We start from the raw sequence: 25,234 nt of genomic DNA, 5'->3' as shown, positions 1-25,234 counted from the left end.
TGACGATAAGCGGCTGCCGCCAATATCGTCGTCGTGACGAAAATAGGGGGTTGTCCATGGCCGACATCACCAGGCGCTTCGGATGGCGCCATCTCCGCTCCGCACCCACCGCCCATGTCCGCCACCACAAGCGCGGAGAGCTCGTCCACGACGGGCCCGGCCTCAGCTTCTGGTTCCGCGCGCTCACCTCCGCGCTCTCCGAAGTGCCGGTCGACGACCGGGAACTGGCCATGATGTTCCACGCCAGGACCTCCGACTTCCAGGACGTCTCGGTGCAGTCCACGGTCACGTACCGGATCAGCGATCCGGCCACCGCCGCCACCCGGCTGGACTTCTCGATCCACCCGGACACCGGCGTCTGGCGCGGCTCCCCGCTGGAGCAGATCTCCACACTGCTCACCGAGACCGCCCAGCAGCACGCGCTGGACGTCCTGGCCCGTACGGCCCTGGCGTCGGCCCTCGTCGACGGTGTCGCGGCCGTGCGCGAGCGGATCTCCGCCGGGCTCGCGGCAGAGCCGAGGCTCGCCGCCACCGGCATCGAGGTCGTGGCCGTCCGCGTCGTCGCGCTGCGGCCCGAGCCCGAGGTCGAACGCGCCCTGCGCACGCCGGCGCGCGAGCAGATCCAGCAGGAGGCCGACCGCGCCACGTACGAGCGCCGGGCCGTCGCCGTCGAGCGCGAGCGCGCCATCGCCGAGAACGAACTGGCAAGCAGGATCGAACTCGCCCGCAGGGAAGAGCAGTTGGTGGACCAGAAGGGCACCAACGCCCGGCGCGAGGCCGAGGAGAGCGCCGCGGCCGACGCCGTACGCGCGGAGGCGGAAGCCGCCCGTAAGGTGCGGCTCGCCCAGGCGGAGGCCACCGCCTCGCGCGAGGTCGGCGAGGCGCGGGCCGCCGCCCAGGCTGCCTGGCTGCGCGTGCACTCCGAGGCGGACCCGGCCACGCTCCACGCCCTGGCCGTGACCCGGCTCGCCGAGAACCTGCCGCGCGTGGACAGCATCACGCTCTCCCCCGACGTCCTCACCGGGCTGCTCGCCAGGCTGGGCGGTGCGGGGACGGAGGGGGCGTGAGCTCCGGAGGGGGCCGGGGTTACGGAGGGGGCCTGGCTCCGCGCGCGGTGCTCGTGCATCGCACCACCGAGTACGAGGAGCTGCTCGCCCGGCACGGCACGCACGGGCAGGCCGAGTTCTTCCTGTCCTCGCGCGGCCGCAGCATCCGGGAGGTCGCCGAGCGGCACCACCGCACCCGGCGGGCGCTCGCCGAGGTCGCCGCGGCCGTACCGCTGCGATGGCGGCAGACCCGGGTCGAGCGCGCCGATCTCGACCGCTTCCTCTTCGCGCCCGAGGACGTCGTGGTCGTGGTGGGGCAGGACGGGCTGGTCGCCAACACGGCGAAGTACCTCGTGGGCCAGCCCGTCGTGGGCATCGACACCGAACCCGGCCGCAATCCGGGTGTTCTCGTACGGCACCGGGTCGCGGACACCGCGCGGCTGCTGCGGGCCGCCGTGGCCCGTGGCGGCGGCACGGCGGACGAGCTGACCATGGTGGAGGCCGTCGCCGACGACACCCAGCGCCTGGTCGCGCTCAACGAGATCTACGTCGGCCGGCCCGGCCACCAGACGTCCCGCTACCGGCTCGGCCTCGACCCCTCGGGCGGCCCGGGTCCTGCCGGTCAGGGCGGTCCTGCTCGCTCTGCTCGTCCCGGCGCTCCTGCCCGTTCCGGCGGTCCGGTCCCGGCGGGACGGGCCGGGCAGGACTTCGGTTCCGCCGAGGCCGCCGACCGGGCCGAGGCCCAGGCCTCGTCGGGCGTCCTGGTCGGCACCGGGACCGGGGCGACCGGCTGGCTGCGGTCGCTCTGGCGAGAACGGGGCGGCGCACAGCCGCTGCCGGCACCGGCCGACCCGCGCCTCGTCTGGTACGTCCGCGAGGCATGGCCCTCGCCGGCCACCGGAACCTCCCTGGTGGAGGGCACGCTCACGAGCGCTCAGAGGCTCCGGCTCACCGTCGAGTCGGACCGGCTGGTCGCCTTCGGCGACGGGATCGAGTCCGACGCGCTGGAGCTGACCTGGGGCCAGACGGTCCGGCTCGGGGTGTCGGACACCTCGCTGCGGCTGCTCGTCTGACGGACGCCTCGTCCCGGCCCCGTGAACCGGACGCCTCGTCCCCGCCCCGTGAACCGGACGCCTCGTCCCGGCCTCAGCGGGACCCGGGGTCGAACGCCGTCAGCATCCTGTCCCGCTGCCGCCAGGACCCGCTGGGCTGGAAGCCACCGCCCCAGGCCCGGTCCCAGTGAGCCCTGCGGGACCGGCGCTCGCACTCGGCGGCCAGGGCGGCCTCGCGCCGAGAGGCGACCATGGTGATCACCGCCAGCAGGGCCGCCAGCTCGGTGTCGTCGGGGTCCCCCTGCACAATCCGCACATCGCACTGCATGGTCATCACCAGCTGACGGGAAGGGACTTGGGCCCGCGGATCAACGCGCCCTGCTCCCACTCGATCCGCTCGGGCGGTATCGCGAGGGCGAGCCGCGGGTAGCGGTCCAGGAGCGTCGCGAGCATGATCTCGGACTCCATACGGGCCAGCATCGGGCCGACGCAGTGGTGCGGCCCGAAGCCGAAGGACAGATGCGCGACGGTTCCGCGGTCGAAGTCGAGCGTGTGCGGGTCGCGGAACACGGCCGGATCCCGGTTCGCGGCGAGATACGAGCAGTAGACCGCCTCGCCCGCCCTGATGCGCACACCACCGACGACCAGGTCCTCGGTGGCGATCCGCGGCAGGCCCACGCCGTTGCGGTGCGGGATCCAGCGCAGCAGCTCGTCGACGGCCTGCGGCAGCAGCTCCGGCTCGGCGCGCAGCCGCGCGAGGTGCTCCGGATGGGTGAGAAGTGCGTACACCATGTTTGCGCTGTTGTTGCGCACGGCGTGCGCGCCGCTCACCAGGATCGCCGTCGCCAGCGAGACGGCCTCGTCCTCATTGATCTCGCCGGTCTGCACCGCGGCCGCGAGGACTCCGGCCAGGTCGTCGCGGGGCTGGGCGCGCCGCCGGCCGATGAGGCCGACGACGACGTCACGGACCGTCTTCTTGGCCTCCTCGCTGCGGGAGGGGGCCGGGCGCGGTGTCATGATCACGTTTGCCCAGGAGGTCATCTCCGAGCGCTCGTCCTGCGGCAGTCCCAGCACGTCGCTGACGACGGAGAGCGGGAAGGGCCCGTGCAGGTGCTCCATGAGATCCGCTGGGGACCCCTGCCGCTCCATCTCGTCCAGCAGGGCGTCCGCGGTCCGCTGGGCCATGGGCCGCAGCCGCTGCATGCTCCTGCCGGTGAAGGCGCGGGCGACCACCCGGCGCAGTGTGTTGTGGTGCGGCGGGTCCGCGTAGTTGAGGGCGGCGTGCTTCGCGGCGATCGCGTGCGGCGAACCGCTCGTCACCTCGCGCTCCGCGAGGGCCTTGCGGCTGAGCCGGGGATCCGAGGCGATCCGCTTGACATCCTCGTACCGCGTCACGAGCCAGGCGCTGCCCTCGCCGTACGGCAGGCGGATCCGGGCCACCGGCTCGTCGCGGAGGAGCGAGACCAGGAAAGAGTCGAAGTCCAGGGCCCGGAGGTCCTCGAGGGTCCAGTCGTGGACGGTCCCGTCGCCGGGCGGGCCATCGCATGGGCCGTCATGTGACGTGCCGTGCGTGGTGATGTGCGATGTGCCGTGTGTTGTGCCGTGCGCCGCGTGACGTGGGCCCGTGCTCTGTGACATGTCGTACGAGCCGTCCTCGCGCGAGCCGCCCTCGCATGAGGCGTCCTTCCGCGGTCCGGCACCGGTCACCGGGCAGACCCCGACGCCCGTCGATGCCCTCGGCCCTGCAAAGATCCCGTGGTCGGGCCCGGGAACGGCCTCCGTCTCGGGTTCTGACGTCATGGGGTTCATCTCCCGGATTGTGCTCACGCGCGGTCACGGATCGTGCCTGGTGAGCGCTTACGGCCCCCTTCAGGAACCCATTCCTTCCCGATCGGCGGTCCCTCGGCCCGGTGAACCCCTCACATCACCCGTTCGGCGCAGCGGGAAGCGCCTTCCCCGGCGCGCGCAACGGCCTCTCGTCGCAGATCCTTTGAGGGAACGCGAGTGAGTGTGAGGGAACGCGAGAGAGAAGGGCGGCACGTCATGGCCACTCTGTGCAAACCCGCGGTGTCCGTGCCCGAGCACGTGATCACCATGGAGCAGACCCTTGATCTGGCGCGGTCTCTTCACGCGGACCACCCGGAACTGGACCTGGCACTCCGCCTGATCCAGAACACCGGGGTGGAGAAACGGCACTTGATCCGCCCCATCGAGGAGACGCTGCAGCACCCCGGCTTCGAGGAGCGCAACACCGTCTACGAAGCCGAGGCCAAGGCCCGCGTGCCCGCCGTCGTACTCACGGCCCTCGACGACGCCGAACTCCGTCCCGCGGACATAGACGTGATCATCTTCGTCTCGTGCACGGGCTTCATGATGCCGTCGCTCACGGCGTGGTTGATCAACACCATGGACTTCCGCACCGACGTCCGCCAGATGCCGATCGCCCAGCTCGGCTGCGCGGCCGGCGGTTCCGCGATCAACCGCGCACACGACTTCTGCACCGCCTACCCCGAGGCGAACGCCCTCATCGTGGCCTGCGAGTTCTGCTCCCTGTGCTACCAGCCGACCGATGTGAACGTCGGCAATATTCTCTCCAACGGCCTGTTCGGGGACGGTGTGGCGGCAGCGGTCGTACGTGGGCGGGGCGGCCTCGGCGTCGGCCTGGAGCGCAACGGCTCGTACCTCGTCCCGCACACCGAGGACTGGATAGCCTTCGACGTCCGCGCCACCGGCTTCCACTTCAAGCTGGACAAGCGCGTGCCCGGCTCGATGGAACCGCTTGCTCCGGCCCTCAAGGAACTCGCCGCCGACCACGGCTGGGACGCCACCTCGCTGGACTTCTACATCATCCACGCGGGCGGGCCGCGGATCCTGGACGACCTCAGCATGTTCCTCGGAGTGCCCCCCGAGGCCTTCCGCTTCAGCCGGGCCACACTCACCGAGTACGGCAACATCGCGAGCGCGGTCGTCCTGGACGCCCTGCGCAGGCTGTTCGAAGAAGGCGGCACGGAGAACGCGGCACGCGGCATCCTCGCCGGTTTCGGTCCGGGCATCACCGCCGAGATGTCGCTGGGCCGCTGGACCGTCCCCGACGGACGCCGGCCCGTCGAAGCGCTCGCGGTGGGGAGCTGACCATGCGGAACGAGACGACGACCAAGGCGGCCACCCCCCGCCCGCCGGTCCGCTACTGGCCGGCCCAGGACCTCGACGGCGTCGACTTCGACCCCGTACTCGCCCAGCTGATGCGGGACGATCCCCTGTCCCGCGTCAGGCTCCCCAACGGGGAGGGCTGGGCGTGGCTCGCGACCCGCTTCGACGATGTGCGGCTGGTGACGAACGATCCGCGCTTCAGCCGCAAGGCGGTCGTGGAGCACGATGTCACCCGGCTCGCCCCGCACTTCATCCCGGTGGAGGGGGCGGTCGGCTTCGAGGACCCGCCGAACCACACCCGGCTCCGCCGGGCCGTCGCGGGGGCGTTCACCACCCGGGGCATCGAGCGACTGCGCGGGCGGGCGCAGGAGATGCTCGACGAACTCGTCGCCGGCGTCGTGCGCGACGGGCCGCCGGCCGACTTCACCGAGCGGATCCTCGCCCCGTTCCCGCTGGCCGTCGTCTGCGAGTTGATGGGCGTGCCCGCGCCCGACCGCCCGAGGATGCACGAGTGGACCGCGCTGATTCTCTCCTCGTCCCAGGGGGTGGAGCGCAGCGAGCGGGCGAAGACGGAGATGTGCGCGTACTTCGCCGAACTGCTGCGGCAGCGGCGGGACACGGGCGGCGACGACGTGATCGGGCTGCTCGCGACGGCCGTGGCCGACGGCGGGGTCACGGAGGCGGAGGCCGTGGGCCTCGCGCTGCTCATCCAGATCGGCGGCGAGGCGGTCACCAACAACACCGGAAACATGCTCTACATCCTCCTCACCCGCCCGGAACTGCAGGACCGGCTGCGGGCCGAGCCGGCATTGCGCGCCTCGGGCATCGACGAACTCCTGCGCTGGATCCCGCACCGCAACGCCGTCGGTCTCGCCCGGATCGCGAAGGAGGACGTGACCGTCTCGGGTCAGGAGATCAAGGAGGGCGAGGCCGTCCATGTCTCGTACCTGGCCGCGAACCGCGACCCGGACGTCTTCCCCGACCCGGACGAGATCGCGCTCGGGCGCAGCCCCAACCCGCATGTGGCGTTCGGCTACGGCCCGCACTACTGCGTGGGCGGCCTGCTCGCCCGGCTCGAGACCGAACTGCTCGTCTCCACCGTGCTGGACCGCTTCCCCGAACTGCGCCTCGCCGTCCCGGAGGAGGAGCTCCGCTGGCGACCGGGCGCGCTGATACGCGGTCCCGAGGGACTTCCGGTGACCTGGTGACCGCGCACGTCAAGGCCCCGGACGGGGCCGCCTTCACCGGGTCGCCCGAGGGTCTGGTCGTACCGAAGGGTCACGGCAGGACACTGCGCACGGCGGCCCAGGAGGTGACGTTCAAGGTCACGGGCGAGCACTCGCGGGTCTCGTCGAGCTTCGAGGTCGTGGTGCCTCCGGGCTTCGATGTCGGCGCCCATGTGCACGCCCGCAGCGAGGAGCTGTTCTACGTGCTCGAAGGCGAGTTGGACGTCCTCGCCTTCGAGCCGTGCGTGCGAACCGGCGACGACTGGCGGCACTGGGAGTCCCCCACGGGCCGGCGCGCGGTCCGGGCGGCCCCCGGTACGGTCCTCGTCGTCCCCCCGGGCTGTCCGCACGCCTTCGCCAACCGCAGCCGCGAACCGGCCAGGATGTTCTTCCAGGCGTCCCCGCCGCCGGATCACGAACGCTACTTCGAGGAACTCGTCGAGATCCTCGCCGCCGGCGGCCCGCCCGACCACACGGCGATCGCCGAACTGCGGGCCCGCTACGACATCGAGCAGCTCACGCCCCTGCGCCACGACGCGTGACGCCGGCGCTGTGAAGCTCCGTCACCAGGTCGAAGAGCTCGGCCTCGTTGCCCGCGAAGCCCGCCGCAGCGAGGGCCTGGTCGGCCTCCGCCATGGGTGCCGTGAGGACGAGGGGTGGCGGGGCCCCACCGGGAGGCGTGGCCAGGGCGGCGCGCACGGCGCCGAGCAGACGCAGGTACGCCTGGGCGGCGGCTCGTTCGCGGTACGTCATCACGGCGGTGACACTCATCGGTCGGCCTTCCTCTCACATGAAATACGACGGCGCACCGTCCACCCTGCCCCATGGCACTGACAACGGCCCCGACGGACGGTCCCGCGACGCGCGGAACCGCGCCGCACGGGACCACGCCGCACGGGACCGCGCCGCACGGGACCACGGAGCATGACTGCGGCGTACGGAACCGCGGCACACAGGACGGAAGTGCACAGCCCGTGCATGCGCGGATGCACGGACCTTCACGCCGGTCCGACCAGTCGGTACGGTCTAGGGCATCGCCGGGAGTCATGGAGGAGCCATGGACCGACCAGTTGTTCCGCCGATCGAGGGTCACTGCGACGAGCGGTTCTCCGCGGTGCGGGCCGCGTTCGAGGAGAACTTCCGCGAGCGCGGCGAACTGGGCGCCGCCGTCACCGTCATGGCGGGCGGCGAGACCGTCGTCGACCTCTGGGGCGGCTGGGCCGACGGGGCACGGACGCGGCCCTGGGAGCGGGACACCCTGGTCAATGTGTGGTCGACGACCAAGGGCCCGACCGCGCTGTGCGCGCACATCCTCGCCGACCGCGGTCTGCTCGACCTCGATGCCCCGGTGGCCTCGTACTGGCCGGAGTTCGCCGCCGCGGGCAAGGAGACCGTTCCCGTACGGCATCTTCTCTCGCACCGCGCGGGCCTGTCCGGGCTGCGGGAGCCTCACTCCCTCGCCGAGCTGTACGACTGGGACCTGACCGCGTCCAGGCTGGCCGCGACGGAGCCGTGGTGGGAGCCGGGCACACGGTCCGGGTACCACGCGATGACGTACGGCTTCCTGGTCGGCGAAGTGGTGCGGCGCGTCACGGGACTGCTTCCCGGCGAGTTCCTGCACCAGGAGGTCACCGGACGGTACGGCATCGACTTCACGATCGGCCTCCCGGAGAAGGAGGCGGAGCGCGCCGCCGAGCTGGTGCATCCCCCGGCCGCCGACGACAGCGAACAGGCCGCGATCTTCGCCCAGTTGGCACCCGCGGCGCTGGCGGCGCTGGCCAACCCCGTCGTGGGCGTGGCCGAGGCGAACTCCCCGCAGTGGCGGGCCGCCGAGATCCCGGCAGCCAACGGGCACGGCACCGCCCGCGCGGTCGCCGCGCTGTACGGGATCTTCGCCTCGGGCGGACTGCTCGGCGAGCACCGCGTGCTCTCCCCCGAGGCCGCGGAGCGGGTCCGGGAGGGTCAGGGCGCGTGCCGCGACCTCGTCCTCGGCGCGGGGTTCGCGCACGACACCGAGGTGGCCCTCGGCCTGTGGCTGAGCGGCCCGAACCAGTCGTACGGACCGAATCCGCGCGCCTTCGGCCACGACGGCTACGGCGGCTCCTGCGGACTCGCCGACCCGGAGGCGGGCGGGGCAGGTATCTCGATGGGCTACGTCATGAACCGCATGGGGGCGCACATCGCCGACGACCCGCGCAAGATGGCGCTGGTCGAGGCCGTGTACGGCGCGCTCTGACGCCCGCTTGCCGTTTCGGCAAGGACATTTGCCGGATGCCGAGGCGCGGGCGCACTGTCTCCGTGAAGGAGGTACGTCACATGACAGTGCAACCAGTGCAATCGGCGCAGCCGGTCCGACCCTATGACGTCGTGGTCGTCGGTGGCGGGGCTGCCGGACTGAGCGGGGCGCTGACACTGGCCCGCGCGCGCCGCTCGGTCCTGGTGATCGACGCGGGCAGTCCGCGCAACGCCCCGGCGTCCCACGCCCACAACTATCTGACCCGCGACGGGGCGCCGCCGTCGGCGCTCCTGGCCGCGGGCCGCGAGGAGGTGACAGGGTACGGCGGCGAGATCGTGACCGGCACCGTCGTCTCGGTCGAGCGCACGGAGGGGGGATGCTTCCGGGTGGTACGGGACGACGGACGGACGGTCCTGGCCCGCCGCCTGCTGGTGACGACCGGCCTGGTCGACGAGCTGCCCGAGGTGCCTGGCGTGGCCGGGCTGTGGGGACGGGACGTCCTGCACTGTCCGTACTGCCACGGCTGGGAGGTCCGCGACCGGACGATCGGCGTCCTGGCCGCCGGCCCCGCGAGTGTGCATCAGGCGCTGCTGTGGCGGCAGTGGAGCGACCGCATCACCCTCTTCCTGCACACGAGTCCCGAACCCGGCGAGGAGGCGTACGAACAGCTGGGCGTCCGCGGCATCTCCGTGGTGAGCGGCGAGGTGACCGGCCTGGACGTGACCGATGCGCGGCTGACCGGCGTGCAGTTGGCCGACGGCCGGGTGGTCCCCACCGAGGCGCTGGTGGTGGCCCCGCGCTTCACCGCGCGCACCGGTGTGCTGAGCGACCTCGGCCTTCGGGCAACGGAGCAGGAGATGTTCGGGCAGGTCGTGGGCAGCCACATCGCCGCCGACGCGACGACCGGAGCGACCGAGGTCCCCGGGGTGTGGGTCGCCGGCAATGTCGCCGACCTGTTCGACACCATCGTCGGCGCCGCCGCCGCAGGGGTACGCGCTGCCGCGGCGATCAACGCCGACCTGATCGCCGCGGACACCCGGCGCGCCGTCGCCGCCCGCCGCGATGTGTTCTCGCCGCAGATGGAACGGGAGGTCTGCGAGCGCGTGCTCGGCGCCCGTCGACACGGTCTGTGACCGGGGGCCTCACAGAGTTCCGGCCTCCGGCCACCAGGACCAGTGCGTGCGACCTGAACATGCGACGGCGCGCCGCCCCGCACCGGTGCCGGAAGGCAGGTGCGGGGCGGCGCGCTTGTGCGGCCGTGCCGACCGGGCCGCGGGCCTCGGGCCCTCGGGTCTCGGGCCGTCAGGCCCAGATCGGGTCGCGGCCGCTGGCCGCCAGGGCGCGGTCGAACGGGGAGGCGTCGGCGGGGGCTTCGAGCGGCGGACCGAAGCCGCCGTTGCTGCGGGCCTGCTCGGCGATCTGCTCGACGATGCCGAGCACGGCCTGCCCGGTCCCGGCGGTGACGGGGAACCCACGGCCCGTGGCACGGGCCAGGTCCCAGCCGTGCAGGGCCAGTTCCTCCAGCGTGATCGCTGCGGCGAACTCGGCCGGCATCTCGCCGGGGCCGAACACCGTCGTGCCCTCGTAGGCGGCCGGCTCCGCCCATGCCGCGGCCGCGGCCAGCGCGACACCGGCGACGTCCTCCGGCGTGAACGAGGCGGACGGCTGCTCGTCCGGGCGGGGCTGCTTGCGGGCGGCGCGCTGGGAGTCCGCGAGCGTACCGCCGAGGTGGCCGAGGAGCTCTGCGACGGTGAACTTCTCGCAGGGTGTGCGGTCCTCGAGCTGCTCGGGGCGTACGGCGCGGGCGGCCTCGGCGACGGCGGTGGCGAGTTCGTGCATGGGGGCGTGCATATGAGACGGCATGGGTGCTCCAAGTCCTCTATGTGATGGCTCAGTTGGTGAAGAAGGGGGTGGGCTCGCCCGTCTCGGCGTACTTCTGCAGCACGGGGAAGAGCGCGGCCCACGTCGCGGCCGTGTGCCGGAAGTGGTCGTCGGCGGCAGGGAAGCCGTTGTGGTCGAAGCGCAGGACGCTCCCCTCGTCGGTGACCTCGACGGCATAGACGACCTCGGTGCCGACCCAGTCCTCCGGGCCGGCGAGGACCTTCAGCGCGAGCCGGCGGCCGGCGTCTGCCTCGGTGACGCGCCACTCCCAGGGGGCGGGCTGTCCGGGGAAGGTCAGGCGCTGGATGTCGCCGTCCACCTCGGCCCCGTCGGTGAACCAGCCGGCGATGCCGACGGCGGTGGAGACGGCGCGGTAGACGGTGTCGGCGTCGGCCTTGACGGAGTAGATGAGTGCGATGCCGGCCATGGGGTGCTCCTGCTTGAGGGGGTGTGTGTAAGGGGTTTCCGAGGGTGGGCGGGCTCCGTGCCGCTTCGGACGGCGCTCACCGGAACCCGCTTCCTTTAGCTGAGACTAAAATAAGCTCGGCGAGGAAGCAAACTGCAGCGTGGACTAAAATTCGCGGCATGGACGCGGTACAGGTCATCGCCGAGCCCAGACGGCGCGAGATTCTGCGGCTGGTCTGGGACGACGAGCTGCCCGCCGGCGACATCGCGGCCCGGTTCGACGTCACCTTCGGGGCGGTCTCCCAGCACTTGAAGGTGCTGCGCGACGCCGGGCTCGTTACGCTGCGCAAGGACGGGACGAAGCGTTTCTACCGGGCCGACCGGGAGGCGCTGGGTCCCCTCGCCGAGTATCTCCAGGCCATGTGGAGCAGCAAGCTCGACACCCTCGCCCGCCTCGCCGAGGAAGCGGAGAAGGCGGCAGAGGCGGAACGGAACGAAAAGACATGACCGCACAGCCCGCACAGCCCGCCGCCGTCACCGTTGAGCGGCACATCCTCGCCCGGCCCGAGACCGTCTTCGGGTTCTTCACCGACCGCGACAAGTGGCTGTCGTGGATGGGCGATGACGGCGAGTTCTCATTCACGCGGAGCGGCTCGTACCGGACCCGGGTCACCGGCGACAATGTCGCGGCCGGCCGTTTCCTGGAGGTCGACCCGCCCAAGCGGCTCGTCTTCACCTGGGGCTGGGCCGAGGGTGGGATGCCGGACGTCCCCGAGGGCTCCACGACCGTGGAGATCACCCTCGAACCCACCGAGGACGGCACGCTGCTCCGGCTCGTCCACAGAGGGCTGCCGACGCCCGAGGCCTGCGCGGCGCACGAGGAGGGCTGGACCCACTACACCAGCCGTCTGGCGGTCCGCGCGGAGGGCGGCGACCCGGGCCCCGACCAGTGGATGTGACCTCGCGGCCGGCGTGACGCTGCGTGTACGACACCCCTGATGCCACACCGTGGTGTGACACGTGATGCGGCACTGGTGAGGTGACACCGCGCGGGCTCAATGCGCCGCGGGGAGCGTCACCTCGAAACGGCAGCCACCGGTCACATTGCGCACATCGGCCTGGCCCTCGTGTGCCTCGACGATGCCCCGGACGATCGCGAGGCCGAGCCCCGCGCCCCCCGGCGGGGTCCTGGCCTGGCTCCCGCGCCAGCCGGTGTCGAAGACCCTGGGGAGGTCCTCATCCGGGATGCCGCCGCAGCCGTCGGTCACCGACAGCACGACGGAGTCCTCACGGCGCTCGGCCGCGACCGCGACCGTCCCGTCGGCCGGTGTCCTGCGGATCGCGTTGACCAGCAGATTGGCCAGCACGCGCGTCATCTCCTTGCCGTCCACCTCCACCGGCACGGACTCCACCCGGTCCCCCACGAGCCGCACCCCGTGCTCGCGCGCGAGCGGATCGGCGCCCGCGAGTGCCTCACCGACGAGGTCGTACACGGACATCCGCGTCGGCGTGAGCGCGAGCGCCCCGGCATGGATACGGGACAGTTCGAAGAGGTCCCCGACCATCCCGTTGAGCCGCTCGACCTCGGTGCGGATCTGCTTGAAGTAGCGCTCGGGGTCCTGGACGACCCCGTCCTCCAGGGCCTCGGACATCGCGCGCAGCCCGGCGAGCGGGGTGCGCAGATCGTGCGAGATCCACGCGACGAGCTCCCGGCGGGAGGTCTCCAGCGCACGCTCCCGCTCCCGCGACACAGCGAGTTTGGCGCTGGTGGCCTCGAGTTCCCGGCTCAGCTCGGCGAGCTCGGCCGTCGCCTCGCCCTCGGGCGCGGCGAAACTGCCGGCCTCGCCGAACGTACGGGCCGCGCGGGCCAGTTCCCGGCTGCGCGCGACGACCCAACGGCCGAGCAACAGCGCCGTGGCGAGCGACACGAAGGCTGCCATCGCGACGACCATCGTGACGACCTTCAGGTCGTGCGAGGACAGGAACATCGCCTGGGCGACCGCGAGGGTCCCGGAGAGCATCGCGAGGACGGTCACCGCGGCCACGACGGTCAACGACACGGCGACCGACCGGTGCCGCAGCAGGCGCAGCACGAGGGCTCCGAGCAGTCCGGCCGCCGCCGCGCCGAGGAAGGCGAGCAGAACGATGAGGATCGCATCACGCACGCGCACCATCTCCTTCCGTACGACCGCCCGCCCCGGCCCCGTGCGCCGGCGTGTCACCGTGCAACGGCCCGGTCGCAGACGTGGACCCGCCCATGGGCACGCGCCGGCCCGCCGATGCCGACGCCGGCTCCGGCTCCGGCTCCGGCTCCGGCTCCGGCTCCGAAACGGGCTCCCCGGTGGACTCGGCCTCCCCGCGCGGTAGGTCGAAGCGGTAGCCGACGCCCCACACCGTCTGGATGAGCCGCGGACGGGCCGGATCGTCCTCGATCTTGCTGCGCAACCGTCGGACATGGACGGTGACCGTGGACAGATCGCCGAACTCCCAGCCCCACACCTCGTGCATCAACCGCTCCCGGCCGATCGCCTGCCCGGGGTGGCGCATCAGATGCGCGAGGAGGTCGAACTCCCGCAGCGTCAGGGCCAGTTCCCTCCCGTCCTTGACCGCGCGGTGGGCGGCCGGGTCCAGCGTGATCCCCGCGCCGCTGAGCACCGCGCCGCCGCCGGCCCGGCCCGCGGCGGCCGCCGCACGGCTGCGGCGCAGTACGGACTCGACCCGCAGCACCAGCTCGCGCGGGCTGAACGGCTTGGTGACATAGTCGTCCGCGCCTATTTCGAGCCCCAGGATCCGGTCGTCCTCGTCGCCGCGCGCGGTGAGCATGATCACCGGCACCGCGCCCTGGCCGCGGAGTCTGCGGCAGACCTCCAGTCCGTCCATGCCGGGAAGCATCAGATCCAGAACGACGAGGTCCGGCCATCGTTCCCCCGCCGCCCGCAGGGCCTGCGGCCCGTCGGTCGCACGGTGGACGGCGAAACCGGCGCGCTCCAGATAGCCGGTGACGACTTCGGCGACGGTCGGATCGTCGTCGACGACCAGGATGCTCTGCATGGGCCCAGTTTCGTCCCCCGCGCCCTGCGACGGTGCCCTGGCCCTCTTACGAAACCGTGACGGCGCCCACCTCCGACGCGCACGCACGTGGCGCGCCGTACCAGGCAGGCCGCACAAGGCACGCCGGACGTCCCACGGCGCACGTCGCACATCGCACCACGTCCGATTCGTACAAGACCCGCCACCGGTGCCGCTCCTACGGTGAGGCCATGACTCCACGACTCGATGCCGTCGGCCTGGTCGTCGCTGACATGGCCGCCTCTCTCGCCTTCTACCGGCGCCTCGGCCTGGACATTCCCACCGAGGCCGACTCGGCGCCGCACGCCGAGGCGACGCTGCCCAGCGGGCTGCGCGTGCTGTTCGACACCGAGGAGACCATCCGGTCCTTCGACCCCGGCTGGACCCGGCCCGAGGGCGGTGACCGTGCCGGTCTCTGCTTCCTCTGCGACAGCCCCGCCGAGGTGGACAGGTTGTACGAAGACCTCGTCGCGGCAGGCCATCGCGGCCACCTCAAGCCGTGGGACGCCTTCTGGGGGCAGCGCTACGCGGTCGTGCTCGACCCGGACGGCTCCGGCGTCTCGCTGTTCGCCAACGCGACATAGGCCCCGAGCGTGAGCCCGGCCAGCTCCCGCATCTCCCGAGCGAGGTGCGCCTGGTCGGTGCAGCCGGCGTCGAGCGCGGCCTGCGCGTAGGGCGCTCCGGCGCGTACGAGGGCCAGCGCCCGCTGCAGCCGCAGCACCCGGGCCAGTGTCTTGGGCCCGTAGCCGAAGGCGTCCAGTGACCTGCGGTGCAGCTGCCGCGCACCCAGCCCGACGGCGTCGGCGGTCGCCGCGACGGACCGCCCGGCGTCCAGCCCTTCGGCGACGGCCCGCAGCAGCGGGTCGGGAGGCGGTCTGTCCGCGGCGTGCCGCAGCGCCACGGCCTCCAGTTCCGCCGCCGGGTCGGGCGCGTCCGTGATGCGGTCCGCCAGCCGGCGCACCTCCGCCGCGGGCCACAGGTCCGTCAGGTCCACACGGAGGTCGCGCAGCTCGTGCGCCGGCACCCCGAAGAAGGCGGGCGCGGCGCCCGGCGCGAACCGGACGCCCGCGTACCGGACGGCCGGGCCGTTGTCCGGGCTCTGCGCGTGGGTGTCGGGCCCGGCGACGAGCAGTCGGCCCTCCGTCCACAGCAGGTCCATGCATCCGTCGGGCAGCACGGGCATGACCGGCCCGGTGCCGGAATCGCTGCGGCTCCAGACGACGGCCCCGTCGAGCCGTGAGGGCCTCTCCGCGTACACGCTGTCGAGGCTAGGGCCTCGGTCAGCGCTTGTCGCGATTCTCCCGCGAGCTCTGCAGCCGGGACCTCACGTCGTCCGGCGGCAGGAACTTCGACCAGCGCTCGGGGAACTCCGACGGCATGTCGCCTTCCTCGTAGTCCTCGCTCTCCCCTTCCGCGGCCTGGGCGCGGGCCACCAGCTCCGCGGCGTGGGCGGCGCGGACCCGCTGGTTCGCGGCGCGGGCGGCGGCCGTGGCGACGGACGGCCAGACGCGGTCGATGGCGGCGTTGACCGCGGCGCCGACCAGGACCGCGAAGGCGGAGATGCCGATCCACAGCAGCACGGCGATCGGGGCGGCGAGCGAGCCGTAGATCGTGGGGCCCTCGACGGTGCTGGTGAGGTAGATCCGCAGCAGGAAGCTGCCGAGCACCCACATCGCGAGGGCGACGAGCGCGCCCGGGATGTCCTCGGCCCACGGCGAGCGGACCGGCACGGACACGTGGTACAGCGTGGTCAGGAAGGCGATGGAGAGCAGGATCACCACCGGCCAGTACAGGACGCTGACGACCTCCGTCCCGAAGGGGACGAACTCGACGACCCGGTCCGGGCCGACCACGGCGAGCGGCAGCACGACCGCACCGATCACCAGCGCGATGAGGTAGAGCAGGAACGCCAGGAGCCGCGTGGCGACGATTCCGCGGTGCCCGTCGAGCCCGTACATCACGGTGATCGTGTCGATGAAGACGTTCACGGCCCGCGATCCGGACCACAGGGCGATCGCGAAACCGATGGAGATGACGTCGGGCCGGCCACCCCGGGTGACGTCCTCCAGCAGGGGCTTGGCGACCTGGTTGACACCGCGGTCGGACAGGACGGTTCCGGCCGCGCGCAGGATGTTCTCCTGGATGGAGGCGACGGTGGTGGTGTCGGTCCAGTTGTCGACGTAGCCGAGGAGGCCGATCATGCCCAGCATCAGCGGCGGCAGCGACAAAAGGGTGAAGAATGCCGCCTCTGCGGCGAGTCCGAGGATCCGGTACTCGATGCACGAATTGACGGTGTCCTTCAGCAGCAGCCAGGCGAGTTTCCGCTTGGAGACATTGCGGTAGAGGACCCGGACCCGGTGGAGCCGGCCGGCGGGGGGCCGCTCGGGTGTTTCATTTGCTGCCTGCACCTCCTTACCGTATCGGCATGGCACCCAGCACCCACACAGTGACCAACCAGGCTCCGCCCCTGGTGGGGTACGACGTCTTCACGGCGGACCGCGCACTGGCCGAGGCGGTGGAGCGCCATCTTCCACCCGAACTGCTCGACGGCGCGCGCCAGGAGCTGTCGTTGCTGGGCCGCACCGCGGGCTCCGCCCAGGCCCGGCAGTGGGGAGCGCAGGCCGACGAGAATCCTCCGGTGCTCCGCACGCACGACCGGTACGGCAACCGGATCGACGAGGTGGACTTCCATCCGGCCTGGCACCGGCTGCTGGGCAAGGCGGTCACCTCGGGCCTGACGAACGCCTGGGGGCGGCCCGGCGGGCATGTGCGGCGCGGGGCCGGGTTCCTGGTGTGGTCGCAGGTGGAGGCCGGACACGGCTGCCCGGTGTCGATGACGCACGCGGCGGTGCCCGCGCTGCGCGCGGACCCTGCGCTCGCGGCCGAGTGGGAGCCCCGGCTCACCTCGCAGGTGTACGAGCAGGGGCTGCGGCCGCCGGCCCTGAAGGCCGGTGTCCTGTTCGGGATGGGCATGACGGAGAAGCAGGGCGGCAGCGACGTACGGGCGAACACGACCCGCGCGGTACCGCTGGCCGCGGCCGGCGAGTACGAGCTGACCGGGCACAAGTGGTTCTGCTCGGCGCCGATGAGCGACGCCTTCCTGGTGCTGGCGCAGGCTCCGGGTGGGGGCACCTCCCGTGCCGAAGGCCACGGGGGACTGACCTGCTTCCTGGTGCCGCGGGTGCTGGACGACGGCACGCGGAACGTCTTCGCGATCCAGCGCCTCAAGGACAAACTGGGCAACAGGTCGAACGCGTCGAGCGAGGTCGAGTTCGACGGGACCTGGGCGCGCCGGGTCGGCGAGGAGGGGCGCGGGGTGCGCACCATCATCGAGATGGTGGCGGCGACCCGGCTCGACTGTGTGCTCGGCTCCGCGGCGCTGATGCGTCAGGCCGTCGCCCAGGCAGTCCACCATGCGGCGCACCGCAGCGCGTTCGGCGGTCTGCTCATCGACAAGCCGCTGATGCGCAACGTACTGGCCGATCTGGCGCTGGAGTCGGAGGCGGCGACGACGCTGGCGCTGCGGCTCGCCGCGGCGTACGACTCCGACGGCGAGGCCGACCGGGCGCTGCTGCGGATCGCGGTGCCCGCGGCCAAGTACTGGGTCACCAAGCGGTGCACACCGCTGACGGCGGAGGCCCTGGAGTGCCTGGGCGGCAACGGCTACGTCGAGGAGTCCGGGATGCCCCGGCTGCTGCGGGAGTCGCCGCTCAACTCGATCTGGGAGGGCTCGGGCAACGTCCAGGCCCTGGATGTGCTGCGCGCGCTCCAGAGGGAGCCGCTGGCCCTGGACGCGTTCCTGCAGGAGGTCGGGCAGGCGCGGGGCGCGGACCACCGGCTGGACGGTGCGATCAAGGCGATGCTGACCGAGCTGGCGGATCTGGAGACCGCGGAGGTACGGGCGCGGCGGCTGGTCGAGCGGATGGCGCTGGTGCTGCAGGGGTCGCTGCTGGTGCGCTGGGCGCCGCCCGAGGTCGCGGACGCGTTCTGTGCCTCGCGGCTGGGCGGTGACTGGGGGGCGGCGTTCGGGACGCTGCCGCACGGACTCGACCTGGCGGCGGTGGTGGAGCGGGCGCGCGTCGAGCTGTGATCGACCCCGCGTCGAGGGGCGAGCGGCGGCCGCGTCGAGGTGTGGGCGGCCGCGTCGAGGGGCGAGCGGCGGCCGCGTCAGCCGCGGGAGTGACCGAGTGACCCCCGAGCAGGTGACGGGGCGGCCCTGTGGGGTGACGAAAGAGCCGAGGGTGGTGCTGCGCCGACACGGCACCACCCTCAGCTGATGTCACCTTCGTGCACGGGACTGCTGTTTGCCAGAGTTGCAGACCGTTGCAGAACATATGCGAAGCGTCCCTCCGGGGACCTGTGCGAGCGGCACGATGGGAGCCACGACCGAACGGGCACCACAGCCGGCACATTCAGCGCCGCGCGCGGCGGGGGGTACCGATGAGGAACACAGCTCTAGACATGACTCGGCTCACCACCATGGACGCCGCTCATGCGAACCGCCTGCTCCACCAGGTACGCGCCGCGACACTGGCGGGCCGGCGCCCGCCGATCGCGCCCCGCCCGGTCATCGACGCGTCCTGGCAGCGCATGTTCCGGCTGGGGCTCGACCCGGACCAGAACACCAGCAGCGTGCTGCTGGGACCCGACGAGCTGGAGCATCGGCGGCGGGCGACCGTGATCGGCGAGGTCATGCGCACGCTGAGCGGTGGACTCGGCGAGATCGCCGACGCGTCCCTGCAGATCATGGTGGTGACGGACGCTCAGGGCCGGGTGCTGTGGCGTGAGGGCAACGCGAGCGTCATGCGCAAGGCCAACGCCATCTGCCTGGAGGAGGGTGCCGCCTGGAGCGAGGAGACCACCGGTACGAACGCCATCGGCACCGCGCTGGCCGCGCGCCGGCCCGTGCAGGTCCACTCTGCCGAGCATTTCGTGCAGACCCTGCACAACTGGACCTGCGCCGCGGCCCCCGTGCACGACCCGCGCGACGGGCAGCTGCTCGGCATCGTCGACGTCAGCGGCCCGGCCTCCAGCTTCCACCCGGCGACGCTGGCCCTCGTCAGCTCGGTGGCGCAGCTCGCCGAGGCGGAACTGCGGGAGCGGCATCTGCGGACCGTGGAGCGGCTGCGCTCGGTGGCCGCGCCGATCCTGTGCCGGCTCACGGGCCGGGCGCTGGCCGTGGATCTGCACGGCTGGATGGCAGCGGTGACGGGCATGGCGCCCATGGACCGGTTGCCGCTGCCCAAGTCCTTCCGGGCCGGCCGGGTCTGGCTGCCGTCGCTGGGCACGTGCACCGTGGAGCCGCTGCCGGGCGGCTGGCTGGTCCGCCCCGACGAGCCCGGACCCGTGGAGGCGGCGAGCCGTGTCGTCCTCGACGTCAGCCGCCCCCGCCGCTGGACGGTCGCCGTGTCCGGGCCCGCCGGCAGCTGGACCCAGGAGCTGAGCCCGCGCCACGCCGAGCTGCTGTACGTACTCGCCAGGCACCGGAAGGGGCGTACGGCGGCCGAGCTGGCGACCGACGTCTTCGGCGATCCGACGCGCACGGTGACCGTGCGCGCGGAAATGTCACGTGTGCGGCGCCATCTCGCGGGGGTGCTGGCGCACCGTCCGTACCGCTTCAGTGAAGAGGTCGAGGTGGAGGTCGTACGGCCGGACGACCTGGCGGACCTTCTGCCGCACTCGTCCGCCCCGGCGATCATGGAGGTGCGGCACGCGCCCTGACGGGACGGGACGGGGCGCATACGGAGCGCTGCGTCTCTGCGGGGCTCTCCGGCGCCAGGCTCTCGGACCCGGACCCGGACCCGGACCCGGACCCTGCTCCTGCCCCGGCCCCGGCGAGGTGGGTGCCGACACGATGGGCGGGCCCACGGCCCGCCTGCCGCCGCGCCTGCCGCCCCGTCCGGCAGAGCGTCGCGGCTGACACGGGCACAGCGCCACGGACCGGCCTTTTTGGACCGGGGCCGCCGACGTGGTTCCCTGGCGGCCATGAGCATCACTGTGACCACGTGGTCCCTGGAGCAGACCTCGCCCGCCGATCTGCGACCGGCCGCGGAGCCTTCGGGAGACGTGCGGATCGTACGGGCCGAGGTGCCGTCGCCCGAGTTCAGCCGCTTCCTCTACACGGCTGTCGGCGGCGACGTCCGCTGGACCGACCGGCTCGGTCTGACGTACGCGCAGTGGGACGAGGTCGTGCGCCGGCCGGGCGTGGAGACCTGGGTGGCGTACGAGAAGGGGACGCCGGCCGGGTACATCGAGCTGGAGGCGCAGGACGAGGGCGCCGTCGAGATCGTCTACTTCGGGCTCATCCCGGCCTTCCGGGGGCGGCGGATCGGCGGTCATCTGCTGTCGTACGGCACCGCCCGCGCCTGGGACATGGCGGACCGCCGGCCGGGCCGCACGCCGACGAAGCGGGTCTGGCTGCACACCTGCTCCAAGGACGGACCGCATGCCATGGACAACTATCTGCGGCGCGGGTTCACACTGTTCGACACCAAGGTCGATGAGGAGCCGGAGGTGGAGATCCCCGGTCCCTGGCCCGGCGCCCACGCCTGACCCACCACCGGACGCCGCCGACGCCTGACCCACCACCGGACCACCCGCCCCGGACCTGTCCGGGACCCACCCGGATTGCCGCCCGGACCCCGCCCGTGACCTGCCCGGACACGGCCGGGATCCGGGCCGCCCGGCCTCCGCCGGGTGACCGAGGACACACTGTCTCGCGATGCGGGACAGTGTTGTCCACATCTTGGATAGCGGTGGACTGACTCCAAAGCGCCGTGACACGCTTCCGTCATGTCTCGAGCTGGAATTGCCTTGGTGAGTCGGCGGCACGTCGACCTCGGCCGCATGTCCAGCGCCATCTGTACGGCGAGCTGACAGAACAGCCCAGCCGCACTTCACGAGCACCCCCGTCTTCTGCGCACCACCGCGCCGCACCGCCCTTTCGGCATGCGAGTGCGCAGCTCAAAGCCGCCCTCCTGCAGTCCCGAAGGACATACCGCCATGGCCGCCACCCCCGAAAACCCTGCCACCGCCACGCCCCGCCGCAAGGCCGGACGCCACCGCGGCGAGGGCCAGTGGGCCGTTGGCCACATGACACCGCTGAACGCCAACGAGCAGACCAAGAAGGACGACGACGGTCTCAATGTGCGGACACGCATTGAGACGATCTACGCCCATCGCGGCTTCGACTCGATCGACGGCGCGGACCTGCGCGGCCGGATGCGCTGGTGGGGTCTGTACACCCAGCGCAAGCCCGGGATCGACGGCGGGAAGACCGCGATCCTGGAGCCGGAGGAGCTGGACGACGAGTACTTCATGCTGCGCGTCCGGATCGACGGCGGGCGGCTGACGACGGACCAGCTGCGGGTCATCGGCGAGGTCTCCCAGGAGTTCGCGCGCGGCACCGCCGACATCACCGACCGGCAGAACGTCCAGTACCACTGGATCCGCATCGAGGACGTCCCCGAGATCTGGAACCGCCTGGAGGCCGTGGGCCTGTCGACGACCGAGGCGTGCGGTGACACGCCCCGTGTCATCCTCGGCTCGCCCGTCGCCGGCATCGCCGAGGACGAGATCATCGACGGCACGCCCGCCATCGACGAGATCCACCGCCGCATCGTCGGCAACAAGGACTTCTCCAACCTCCCCCGCAAGTTCAAGTCGGCCGTCTCCGGCTCCCCGCTGCTCGACGTGGCGCACGAGATCAACGACGTCGCCTTCGTCGGGGTGAACCACCCCGAGCACGGCCCCGGCTTCGACCTCTGGGTCGGCGGCGGCCTGTCCACCAACCCCAAGATCGGCGTCCGGCTGGGCGCCTGGGTGCCTCTGGACGAGGTCCCCGACGTGTACGAGGGCGTCATCTCGGTCTTCCGCGACTACGGCTACCGCCGGCTGCGCACCCGTGCGCGGCTGAAGTTCCTGGTCGCCGACTGGGGCGCGGAGAAGTTCCGCCAGGTGCTCGAGGACGAGTACCTCAAGCGGAAGCTCGTCGACGGCCCGGCGCCCGAGCAGCCCGTGCAGCAGTGGCGCGACCACGTCGGTGTGCACCGGCAGAAGGACGGCCGCTTCTACGTCGGCTTCGCGCCGCGCGTCGGCAGGGTCGACGGCACCACGCTCACCAAGATCGCCGAAGTGGCGGAGGCGCACGGCTCGCACCGGGTCCGTACCACCGCCGAGCAGAAGATGCTTGTCCTCGATGTCGACGAGTCGCAGGTCGAGTCGCTCGTGGCCGGACTGGAGGCGCTGGACCTGCGGGTCGACCCGTCCCCGTTCCGGCGCGGCACGATGGCCTGCACCGGTATCGAGTTCTGCAAGCTCGCCATTGTCGAGACCAAGGCCCGCGGGGCCTCACTGATCGACGAACTCGAGCGCCGCATCCCCGAGTTCGACCAGCCGATCACCATCAACATCAACGGCTGCCCGAACGCCTGCGCCCGTATCCAGGTCGCGGACATCGGTCTCAAGGGCCAGCTGGTCCTCGACACCGACGGCAACCAGGTCGAGGGCTTCCAGGTGCACCTGGGCGGCGCGCTCGGGCTGGAGGCCGGGTTCGGCCGCAAGGTCCGCGGCCTCAAAGTCACCTCCGCCGAGCTGCCCGACTACGTCGAGCGTGTCCTCAAGCGCTTCCAGGCGGAGCGCGAGGAGGGCGAGCGCTTCGCCACCTGGGCCGCCCGGGCAAGCGAGGAGTCACTGTCATGAGCGTCCGGGGGCACCTCCCGTGCCCGCAGGGCCACGGGGGCGAATGGCAGCGGAAGGAGGGGTCATGAGCGAGCGCGCGGCACCGTTCTACTGCCCGTACTGCGGCGACGAGGACCTGCGTCCGAACGAGCAGGGCCACGGCGCCTGGGAGTGCGCGGCATGCAATCGAGCCTTCCAGCTGAAGTTCCTCGGGCTGCTCGCCCGCGGGGTTCGGCACAACGACGCGGGAGGGAACGGGATATGACGGCGGTTCAGACGAACCGGACCAAGGACCGGCTGAAGTCGCTCGCCGAACAGGCCGGGCGGGACCTCGAAGAGGCCTCCGCCCTCGACATCCTGCGCTGGGCGGCGGAGACCTTCGGCCCGCGCTTCTGCGTCACCTCCTCCATGGAGGACGCGGTCGTCGCACACCTCGCCTCGCGCGCCTTCCCCGGCGTCGATGTCGTCTTCCTCGACACCGGCTACCACTTCCCGGAGACCATCGGGACCCGGGACGCGGTCGAGGCCGTGATGGACGTCAACGTCATCACGCTCACCCCCCGCCGGACGGTCGAGGAGCAGGACGCCGAGTACGGCCCGAGGCTGCACGACCGCGACCCGGACCTGTGCTGCGCGCTGCGCAAGGTCAAGCCGCTGGAGGAGGGCCTGACCGCGTACGACGCATGGGCGACGGGACTGCGCCGCGACGAGTCCCCGACCCGGGCGAACACGCCGGTCGTCGGCTGGGACGAGAAGCGGCAGAAGGTCAAGATCTCGCCGATCGCCCGCTGGACGCAGGACGACGTGGACGCGTACGTGGCCGAGCACGGTGTCCTCACCAATCCGCTGCTGATGGACGGTTACGCCTCGGTCGGCTGCGCGCCCTGCACCCGCAGGGTGCTGGAGGGCGAGGACGCCCGGGCCGGCCGCTGGGCGGGCCGCGCCAAGACCGAGTGCGGGCTGCACGGCTGATGACGACTCGGCTGATGACGGACGACCGGAACTCTGGGGAGAAGCACGTGACTGGGGCCACCATCTGGCTCACCGGGCTGCCGAGCGCGGGCAAGACGACCATCGCGTACGAGCTGGCGGGCCGGCTGCGTGACGAGGGCCACCGCGTCGAGGTGCTCGACGGCGACGAGATCCGCGAGTTCCTCTCCGCGGGCCTCGGCTTCAGCCGCGAGGACCGGCACACCAACGTCCAGCGGATCGGCTTCGTCGCCGAACTGCTGGCGTCGAACGGCGTCAAGGTCCTGGTCCCGGTGATCGCCCCGTACGCGGACAGCCGCGAGTCCGTCCGCAAGCGCCACGGCGCCGAGGGCACGCCCTATGTCGAGGTGCATGTCGCCACTCCGGTCGAGGTGTGCTCCGTACGCGATGTGAAGGGGCTCTACGCCAAGCAGGCCGCGGGCGAGATCAGCGGGCTGACCGGCGTCGACGACCCGTACCAGGAGCCCGAGTCGCCGGATCTGCGGATCGAGTCGCACACCCAGACCGTGCAGGAGTCCGCCTCCGCGCTCCACGCACTGCTGACTGAAAGGGGTCTGGCATGACGACCAGCATCAACGTCGTGGGCGAGAGCACGGACAGCCCGTACGCGCTGACACATCTGGACGCGCTGGAGTCCGAAGCGGTGCACATCTTCCGCGAGGTGGCGGGCGAGTTCGAGCGGCCGGTGATTCTCTTCTCCGGCGGCAAGGACTCCATCGTCATGCTGCATCTCGCGCTGAAGGCCTTCGCCCCCGCCGCGGTCCCCTTCTCGCTGCTGCACGTGGACACCGGGCACAACTTCCCCGAGGTCATCGAGTACCGCGACCGTACGGTGTCACAGCACAACCTCAGGCTTCACGTGGCATCGGTGCAGGACTACATCGACGCGGGCAAGCTGCGCGAACGCCCGGACGGCACCCGTAACCCGCTGCAGACCGTTCCCCTGACCGAGGCCATCCAGCAGCACCGCTTCGACGCCGTCTTCGGCGGCGGGCGGCGCGACGAGGAGAAGGCCCGGGCCAAGGAGCGGGTGTTCTCGCTGCGGGACGAGTTCTCGCAGTGGGACCCGCGGCGTCAGCGCCCCGAGCTGTGGCAGCTCTACAACGGCCGTCACGCCCCGGGTGAGCACGTCCGTGTCTTTCCGCTGTCCAACTGGACCGAGCTCGACGTGTGGCAGTACATCGCCCGCGAAGAGATCGAGCTGCCCGAGATCTACTTCGCGCACGAGCGCGAGGTGTTCAAGCGCGCCGGTATGTGGCTGACCGCCGGTGACTGGGGCGGTCCCAAGGAGGGCGAGACGGTGGAGACGCGGCTGATCCGCTACCGCACCGTCGGCGACATGTCCTGCACCGGCGCCGTCGACTCCGGCGCGACGACGCTGGACGCCGTGATCGCCGAGATCGCCGCCTCCCGGCTCACCGAGCGGGGCGCGACCCGCGCCGACGACAAGCTGTCCGAGGCCGCGATGGAAGACCGCAAGCGCGAAGGGTACTTCTAGAC

The 25,234-nt window shown here is 71.9% G+C and carries 28 protein-coding genes; 19 read left to right on the top strand and 9 right to left on the bottom strand.

Going from position 1 to position 25,234, the window contains the following annotated elements; genetic code table 11:
* Positions 1-56: 56 nt before the first annotated feature.
* Both ACWCP0_RS03035 and ACWCP0_RS03030 read left to right on the top strand, forming a co-directional pair.
* On the top strand, positions 57-1,067 hold the full coding sequence (locus ACWCP0_RS03035; protein WP_451077107.1) for an SPFH domain-containing protein: 1,011 nt from the start codon (positions 57-59) through the stop codon (positions 1,065-1,067).
* The gene (locus ACWCP0_RS03030) at positions 1,064-2,119 is read left to right on the top strand and encodes a hypothetical protein (protein ID WP_451077106.1); all 1,056 of its coding nucleotides are present in this window, start codon (positions 1,064-1,066) and stop codon (positions 2,117-2,119) included. The genes ACWCP0_RS03035 and ACWCP0_RS03030 overlap by 4 nt, the downstream gene beginning before the upstream one ends.
* A 73-nt stretch (positions 2,120-2,192) precedes the next feature.
* Here the strand turns inward: ACWCP0_RS03030 and ACWCP0_RS03025 are convergent, their stop codons facing one another.
* Entirely contained in the window at positions 2,193-2,414 is a 222-nt protein-coding gene (locus ACWCP0_RS03025) for an acyl-CoA carboxylase subunit epsilon (protein ID WP_451077105.1), read from the bottom strand.
* A gap of 17 nt (positions 2,415-2,431) precedes the next feature.
* Entirely contained in the window at positions 2,432-3,907 is a 1,476-nt protein-coding gene (locus ACWCP0_RS03020) for a cytochrome P450 (protein ID WP_451077104.1), read from the bottom strand.
* 234 nt (positions 3,908-4,141) lie between these two features.
* Here ACWCP0_RS03020 and ACWCP0_RS03015 point away from each other — a divergent pair, with 234 nt between their 5' ends.
* From ACWCP0_RS03015 to ACWCP0_RS03005, 3 genes are read left to right on the top strand one after another with little or no spacing between them, the layout of a single operon-like run.
* Positions 4,142-5,230: a type III polyketide synthase gene (locus ACWCP0_RS03015; RefSeq protein WP_451077103.1), complete on the top strand. Its 1,089-nt coding sequence runs from the start codon at positions 4,142-4,144 to the stop codon at positions 5,228-5,230.
* Positions 5,231-5,232: 2 nt separating this feature from the next.
* Positions 5,233-6,456 carry a cytochrome P450 gene (locus tag ACWCP0_RS03010; protein ID WP_451077102.1) on the top strand — a complete coding sequence of 408 codons (1,224 nt, stop codon included), beginning with the start codon at positions 5,233-5,235 and terminating at the stop codon, positions 6,454-6,456.
* Positions 6,453-7,016, top strand: coding sequence for a cupin domain-containing protein (locus ACWCP0_RS03005; RefSeq protein WP_451077101.1), 564 nt, complete (start codon positions 6,453-6,455; stop codon positions 7,014-7,016). Before ACWCP0_RS03010 ends, ACWCP0_RS03005 begins: the two co-directional genes overlap by 4 nt.
* Here ACWCP0_RS03005 and ACWCP0_RS03000 read toward each other — a convergent pair.
* Entirely contained in the window at positions 6,991-7,245 is a 255-nt protein-coding gene (locus ACWCP0_RS03000) for a hypothetical protein (RefSeq protein ID WP_451077100.1), read from the bottom strand. The two genes, ACWCP0_RS03005 and ACWCP0_RS03000, sit on opposite strands and share 26 nt — an antisense overlap.
* Before the next feature lie 286 nt (positions 7,246-7,531).
* Here ACWCP0_RS03000 and ACWCP0_RS02995 point away from each other — a divergent pair, with 286 nt between their 5' ends.
* A complete protein-coding gene (locus ACWCP0_RS02995) occupies positions 7,532-8,710 on the top strand; it encodes a serine hydrolase domain-containing protein (protein ID WP_451077099.1) in 1,179 nt (392 codons plus the stop codon).
* 80 nt (positions 8,711-8,790) lie between these two features.
* A complete protein-coding gene (locus tag ACWCP0_RS02990; protein ID WP_451077098.1) occupies positions 8,791-9,843 on the top strand; it encodes an NAD(P)/FAD-dependent oxidoreductase in 1,053 nt (350 codons plus the stop codon).
* A gap of 169 nt (positions 9,844-10,012) precedes the next feature.
* Here ACWCP0_RS02990 and ACWCP0_RS02985 read toward each other — a convergent pair whose 3' ends face one another.
* Positions 10,013-10,549, bottom strand: coding sequence for a TIGR03086 family metal-binding protein (locus tag ACWCP0_RS02985; protein ID WP_451077097.1), 537 nt, complete (start codon positions 10,547-10,549; stop codon positions 10,013-10,015).
* Between the two features lie 52 nt (positions 10,550-10,601).
* Positions 10,602-11,018 carry an SRPBCC family protein gene (locus tag ACWCP0_RS02980; protein WP_451077096.1) on the bottom strand — a complete coding sequence of 139 codons (417 nt, stop codon included), beginning with the start codon at positions 11,016-11,018 and terminating at the stop codon, positions 10,602-10,604.
* Between the two features lie 158 nt (positions 11,019-11,176).
* Between ACWCP0_RS02980 and ACWCP0_RS02975 the strand changes: the two genes are divergently transcribed.
* Complete coding sequence (locus tag ACWCP0_RS02975; RefSeq protein ID WP_451077095.1) at positions 11,177-11,503, top strand: ArsR/SmtB family transcription factor; 327 nt, start codon at positions 11,177-11,179, stop codon at positions 11,501-11,503.
* Positions 11,500-11,955 (top strand): SRPBCC family protein, encoded by a 456-nt coding sequence (locus ACWCP0_RS02970; protein ID WP_451077094.1) that lies wholly within the window; start codon positions 11,500-11,502, stop codon positions 11,953-11,955. Before ACWCP0_RS02975 ends, ACWCP0_RS02970 begins: the two co-directional genes overlap by 4 nt.
* A gap of 96 nt (positions 11,956-12,051) precedes the next feature.
* On the opposite strand, the gene ACWCP0_RS02965 is transcribed toward ACWCP0_RS02970, so the two are convergent.
* Entirely contained in the window at positions 12,052-13,161 is a 1,110-nt protein-coding gene (locus tag ACWCP0_RS02965) for a sensor histidine kinase (RefSeq protein ID WP_451077093.1), read from the bottom strand.
* A complete protein-coding gene (locus ACWCP0_RS02960) occupies positions 13,154-14,047 on the bottom strand; it encodes a response regulator transcription factor (RefSeq protein ID WP_451077092.1) in 894 nt (297 codons plus the stop codon). Before ACWCP0_RS02960 ends, ACWCP0_RS02965 begins: the two co-directional genes overlap by 8 nt.
* Before the next feature lie 209 nt (positions 14,048-14,256).
* On the opposite strand from ACWCP0_RS02960, the gene ACWCP0_RS02955 reads away from it, so the two are divergent.
* A complete protein-coding gene (locus tag ACWCP0_RS02955; protein ID WP_451077091.1) occupies positions 14,257-14,649 on the top strand; it encodes a VOC family protein in 393 nt (130 codons plus the stop codon).
* Here ACWCP0_RS02955 and ACWCP0_RS02950 read toward each other — a convergent pair.
* Together ACWCP0_RS02950 and ACWCP0_RS02945 are read right to left on the bottom strand one after the other, a co-directional pair.
* Positions 14,589-15,323, bottom strand: a complete 735-nt coding sequence (locus ACWCP0_RS02950; RefSeq protein ID WP_451077090.1) for a DUF6597 domain-containing transcriptional factor — start codon at positions 15,321-15,323, stop codon at positions 14,589-14,591. The genes ACWCP0_RS02955 and ACWCP0_RS02950 overlap by 61 nt on opposite strands.
* A gap of 22 nt (positions 15,324-15,345) precedes the next feature.
* Positions 15,346-16,473: a YihY/virulence factor BrkB family protein gene (locus ACWCP0_RS02945; RefSeq protein ID WP_451077089.1), complete on the bottom strand. Its 1,128-nt coding sequence runs from the start codon at positions 16,471-16,473 to the stop codon at positions 15,346-15,348.
* A 17-nt stretch (positions 16,474-16,490) separates the two neighbouring features.
* Between ACWCP0_RS02945 and ACWCP0_RS02940 the strand changes: the two genes are divergently transcribed.
* From ACWCP0_RS02940 to cysD, 9 genes are all read left to right on the top strand, one after another.
* Positions 16,491-18,155, top strand: a complete 1,665-nt coding sequence (locus tag ACWCP0_RS02940; RefSeq protein ID WP_451077088.1) for an acyl-CoA dehydrogenase family protein — start codon at positions 16,491-16,493, stop codon at positions 18,153-18,155.
* A 371-nt stretch (positions 18,156-18,526) separates the two neighbouring features.
* Entirely contained in the window at positions 18,527-19,786 is a 1,260-nt protein-coding gene (locus tag ACWCP0_RS02935; protein ID WP_451077087.1) for a GAF domain-containing protein, read from the top strand.
* A 264-nt stretch (positions 19,787-20,050) separates the two neighbouring features.
* Positions 20,051-20,617, top strand: a complete 567-nt coding sequence (locus ACWCP0_RS02930; RefSeq protein WP_451077086.1) for a GNAT family N-acetyltransferase — start codon at positions 20,051-20,053, stop codon at positions 20,615-20,617.
* A gap of 240 nt (positions 20,618-20,857) precedes the next feature.
* Entirely contained in the window at positions 20,858-20,941 is an 84-nt protein-coding gene (locus tag ACWCP0_RS02925) for a putative leader peptide (RefSeq protein WP_451077370.1), read from the top strand.
* Positions 20,942-21,067: 126 nt separating this feature from the next.
* A complete protein-coding gene (locus tag ACWCP0_RS02920; protein WP_451077085.1) occupies positions 21,068-22,765 on the top strand; it encodes a nitrite/sulfite reductase in 1,698 nt (565 codons plus the stop codon).
* Between the two features lie 64 nt (positions 22,766-22,829).
* Positions 22,830-23,009, top strand: coding sequence for a hypothetical protein (locus tag ACWCP0_RS02915; RefSeq protein WP_351222247.1), 180 nt, complete (start codon positions 22,830-22,832; stop codon positions 23,007-23,009).
* Positions 23,006-23,716, top strand: coding sequence for a phosphoadenylyl-sulfate reductase (locus tag ACWCP0_RS02910; RefSeq protein WP_451077084.1), 711 nt, complete (start codon positions 23,006-23,008; stop codon positions 23,714-23,716). Before ACWCP0_RS02915 ends, ACWCP0_RS02910 begins: the two co-directional genes overlap by 4 nt.
* Positions 23,717-23,730: 14 nt before the next feature.
* Complete coding sequence (cysC, locus tag ACWCP0_RS02905) at positions 23,731-24,297, top strand: adenylyl-sulfate kinase (protein WP_451077083.1); 567 nt, start codon at positions 23,731-23,733, stop codon at positions 24,295-24,297.
* On the top strand, positions 24,294-25,232 hold the full coding sequence (gene cysD, locus ACWCP0_RS02900; protein ID WP_451077082.1) for a sulfate adenylyltransferase subunit CysD: 939 nt from the start codon (positions 24,294-24,296) through the stop codon (positions 25,230-25,232). The genes cysC and cysD overlap by 4 nt, the downstream gene beginning before the upstream one ends.
* The last annotated feature ends 2 nt before the right edge of the window (positions 25,233-25,234 follow it).

The sequence above is a fragment of the Streptomyces sp. NPDC001970 genome (genome assembly GCF_053594115.1).
This window is presented reverse-complemented; position numbering and strand designations above follow the sequence as displayed.

Bases quoted from the DNA above. Each gene is read 5' to 3' on its own strand.
- ACWCP0_RS03000 (WP_451077100.1), bottom strand. From the start codon at position 7,245: ATGAGTGTCACCGCCGTGATGACGTACCGCGAACGAGCCGCCGCCCAG.
- ACWCP0_RS02955 (WP_451077091.1), top strand. From the start codon at position 14,257: ATGACTCCACGACTCGATGCCGTCGGCCTGGTCGTCGCTGACATGGCC.
- ACWCP0_RS02935 (WP_451077087.1), top strand. From the start codon at position 18,527: ATGACTCGGCTCACCACCATGGACGCCGCTCATGCGAACCGCCTGCTC.
- ACWCP0_RS03020 (WP_451077104.1), bottom strand. From the start codon at position 3,907: ATGAACCCCATGACGTCAGAACCCGAGACGGAGGCCGTTCCCGGGCCC.
- ACWCP0_RS02920 (WP_451077085.1), top strand. From the start codon at position 21,068: ATGGCCGCCACCCCCGAAAACCCTGCCACCGCCACGCCCCGCCGCAAG.
- ACWCP0_RS03015 (WP_451077103.1), top strand. From the start codon at position 4,142: ATGGCCACTCTGTGCAAACCCGCGGTGTCCGTGCCCGAGCACGTGATC.
- ACWCP0_RS02975 (WP_451077095.1), top strand. From the start codon at position 11,177: ATGGACGCGGTACAGGTCATCGCCGAGCCCAGACGGCGCGAGATTCTG.
- ACWCP0_RS02930 (WP_451077086.1), top strand. From the start codon at position 20,051: ATGAGCATCACTGTGACCACGTGGTCCCTGGAGCAGACCTCGCCCGCC.
- ACWCP0_RS02990 (WP_451077098.1), top strand. From the start codon at position 8,791: ATGACAGTGCAACCAGTGCAATCGGCGCAGCCGGTCCGACCCTATGAC.
- ACWCP0_RS03035 (WP_451077107.1), top strand. From the start codon at position 57: ATGGCCGACATCACCAGGCGCTTCGGATGGCGCCATCTCCGCTCCGCA.
- ACWCP0_RS02940 (WP_451077088.1), top strand. From the start codon at position 16,491: ATGGCACCCAGCACCCACACAGTGACCAACCAGGCTCCGCCCCTGGTG.
- ACWCP0_RS02980 (WP_451077096.1), bottom strand. From the start codon at position 11,018: ATGGCCGGCATCGCACTCATCTACTCCGTCAAGGCCGACGCCGACACC.
- ACWCP0_RS02985 (WP_451077097.1), bottom strand. From the start codon at position 10,549: ATGCACGAACTCGCCACCGCCGTCGCCGAGGCCGCCCGCGCCGTACGC.
- ACWCP0_RS02995 (WP_451077099.1), top strand. From the start codon at position 7,532: ATGGACCGACCAGTTGTTCCGCCGATCGAGGGTCACTGCGACGAGCGG.
- cysC (WP_451077083.1), top strand. From the start codon at position 23,731: ATGACGGACGACCGGAACTCTGGGGAGAAGCACGTGACTGGGGCCACC.
- ACWCP0_RS02925 (WP_451077370.1), top strand. From the start codon at position 20,858: ATGTCTCGAGCTGGAATTGCCTTGGTGAGTCGGCGGCACGTCGACCTC.
- ACWCP0_RS02910 (WP_451077084.1), top strand. From the start codon at position 23,006: ATGACGGCGGTTCAGACGAACCGGACCAAGGACCGGCTGAAGTCGCTC.
- cysD (WP_451077082.1), top strand. From the start codon at position 24,294: ATGACGACCAGCATCAACGTCGTGGGCGAGAGCACGGACAGCCCGTAC.
- ACWCP0_RS02915 (WP_351222247.1), top strand. From the start codon at position 22,830: ATGAGCGAGCGCGCGGCACCGTTCTACTGCCCGTACTGCGGCGACGAG.
- ACWCP0_RS03010 (WP_451077102.1), top strand. From the start codon at position 5,233: ATGCGGAACGAGACGACGACCAAGGCGGCCACCCCCCGCCCGCCGGTC.
- ACWCP0_RS02970 (WP_451077094.1), top strand. From the start codon at position 11,500: ATGACCGCACAGCCCGCACAGCCCGCCGCCGTCACCGTTGAGCGGCAC.
- ACWCP0_RS02960 (WP_451077092.1), bottom strand. From the start codon at position 14,047: ATGCAGAGCATCCTGGTCGTCGACGACGATCCGACCGTCGCCGAAGTC.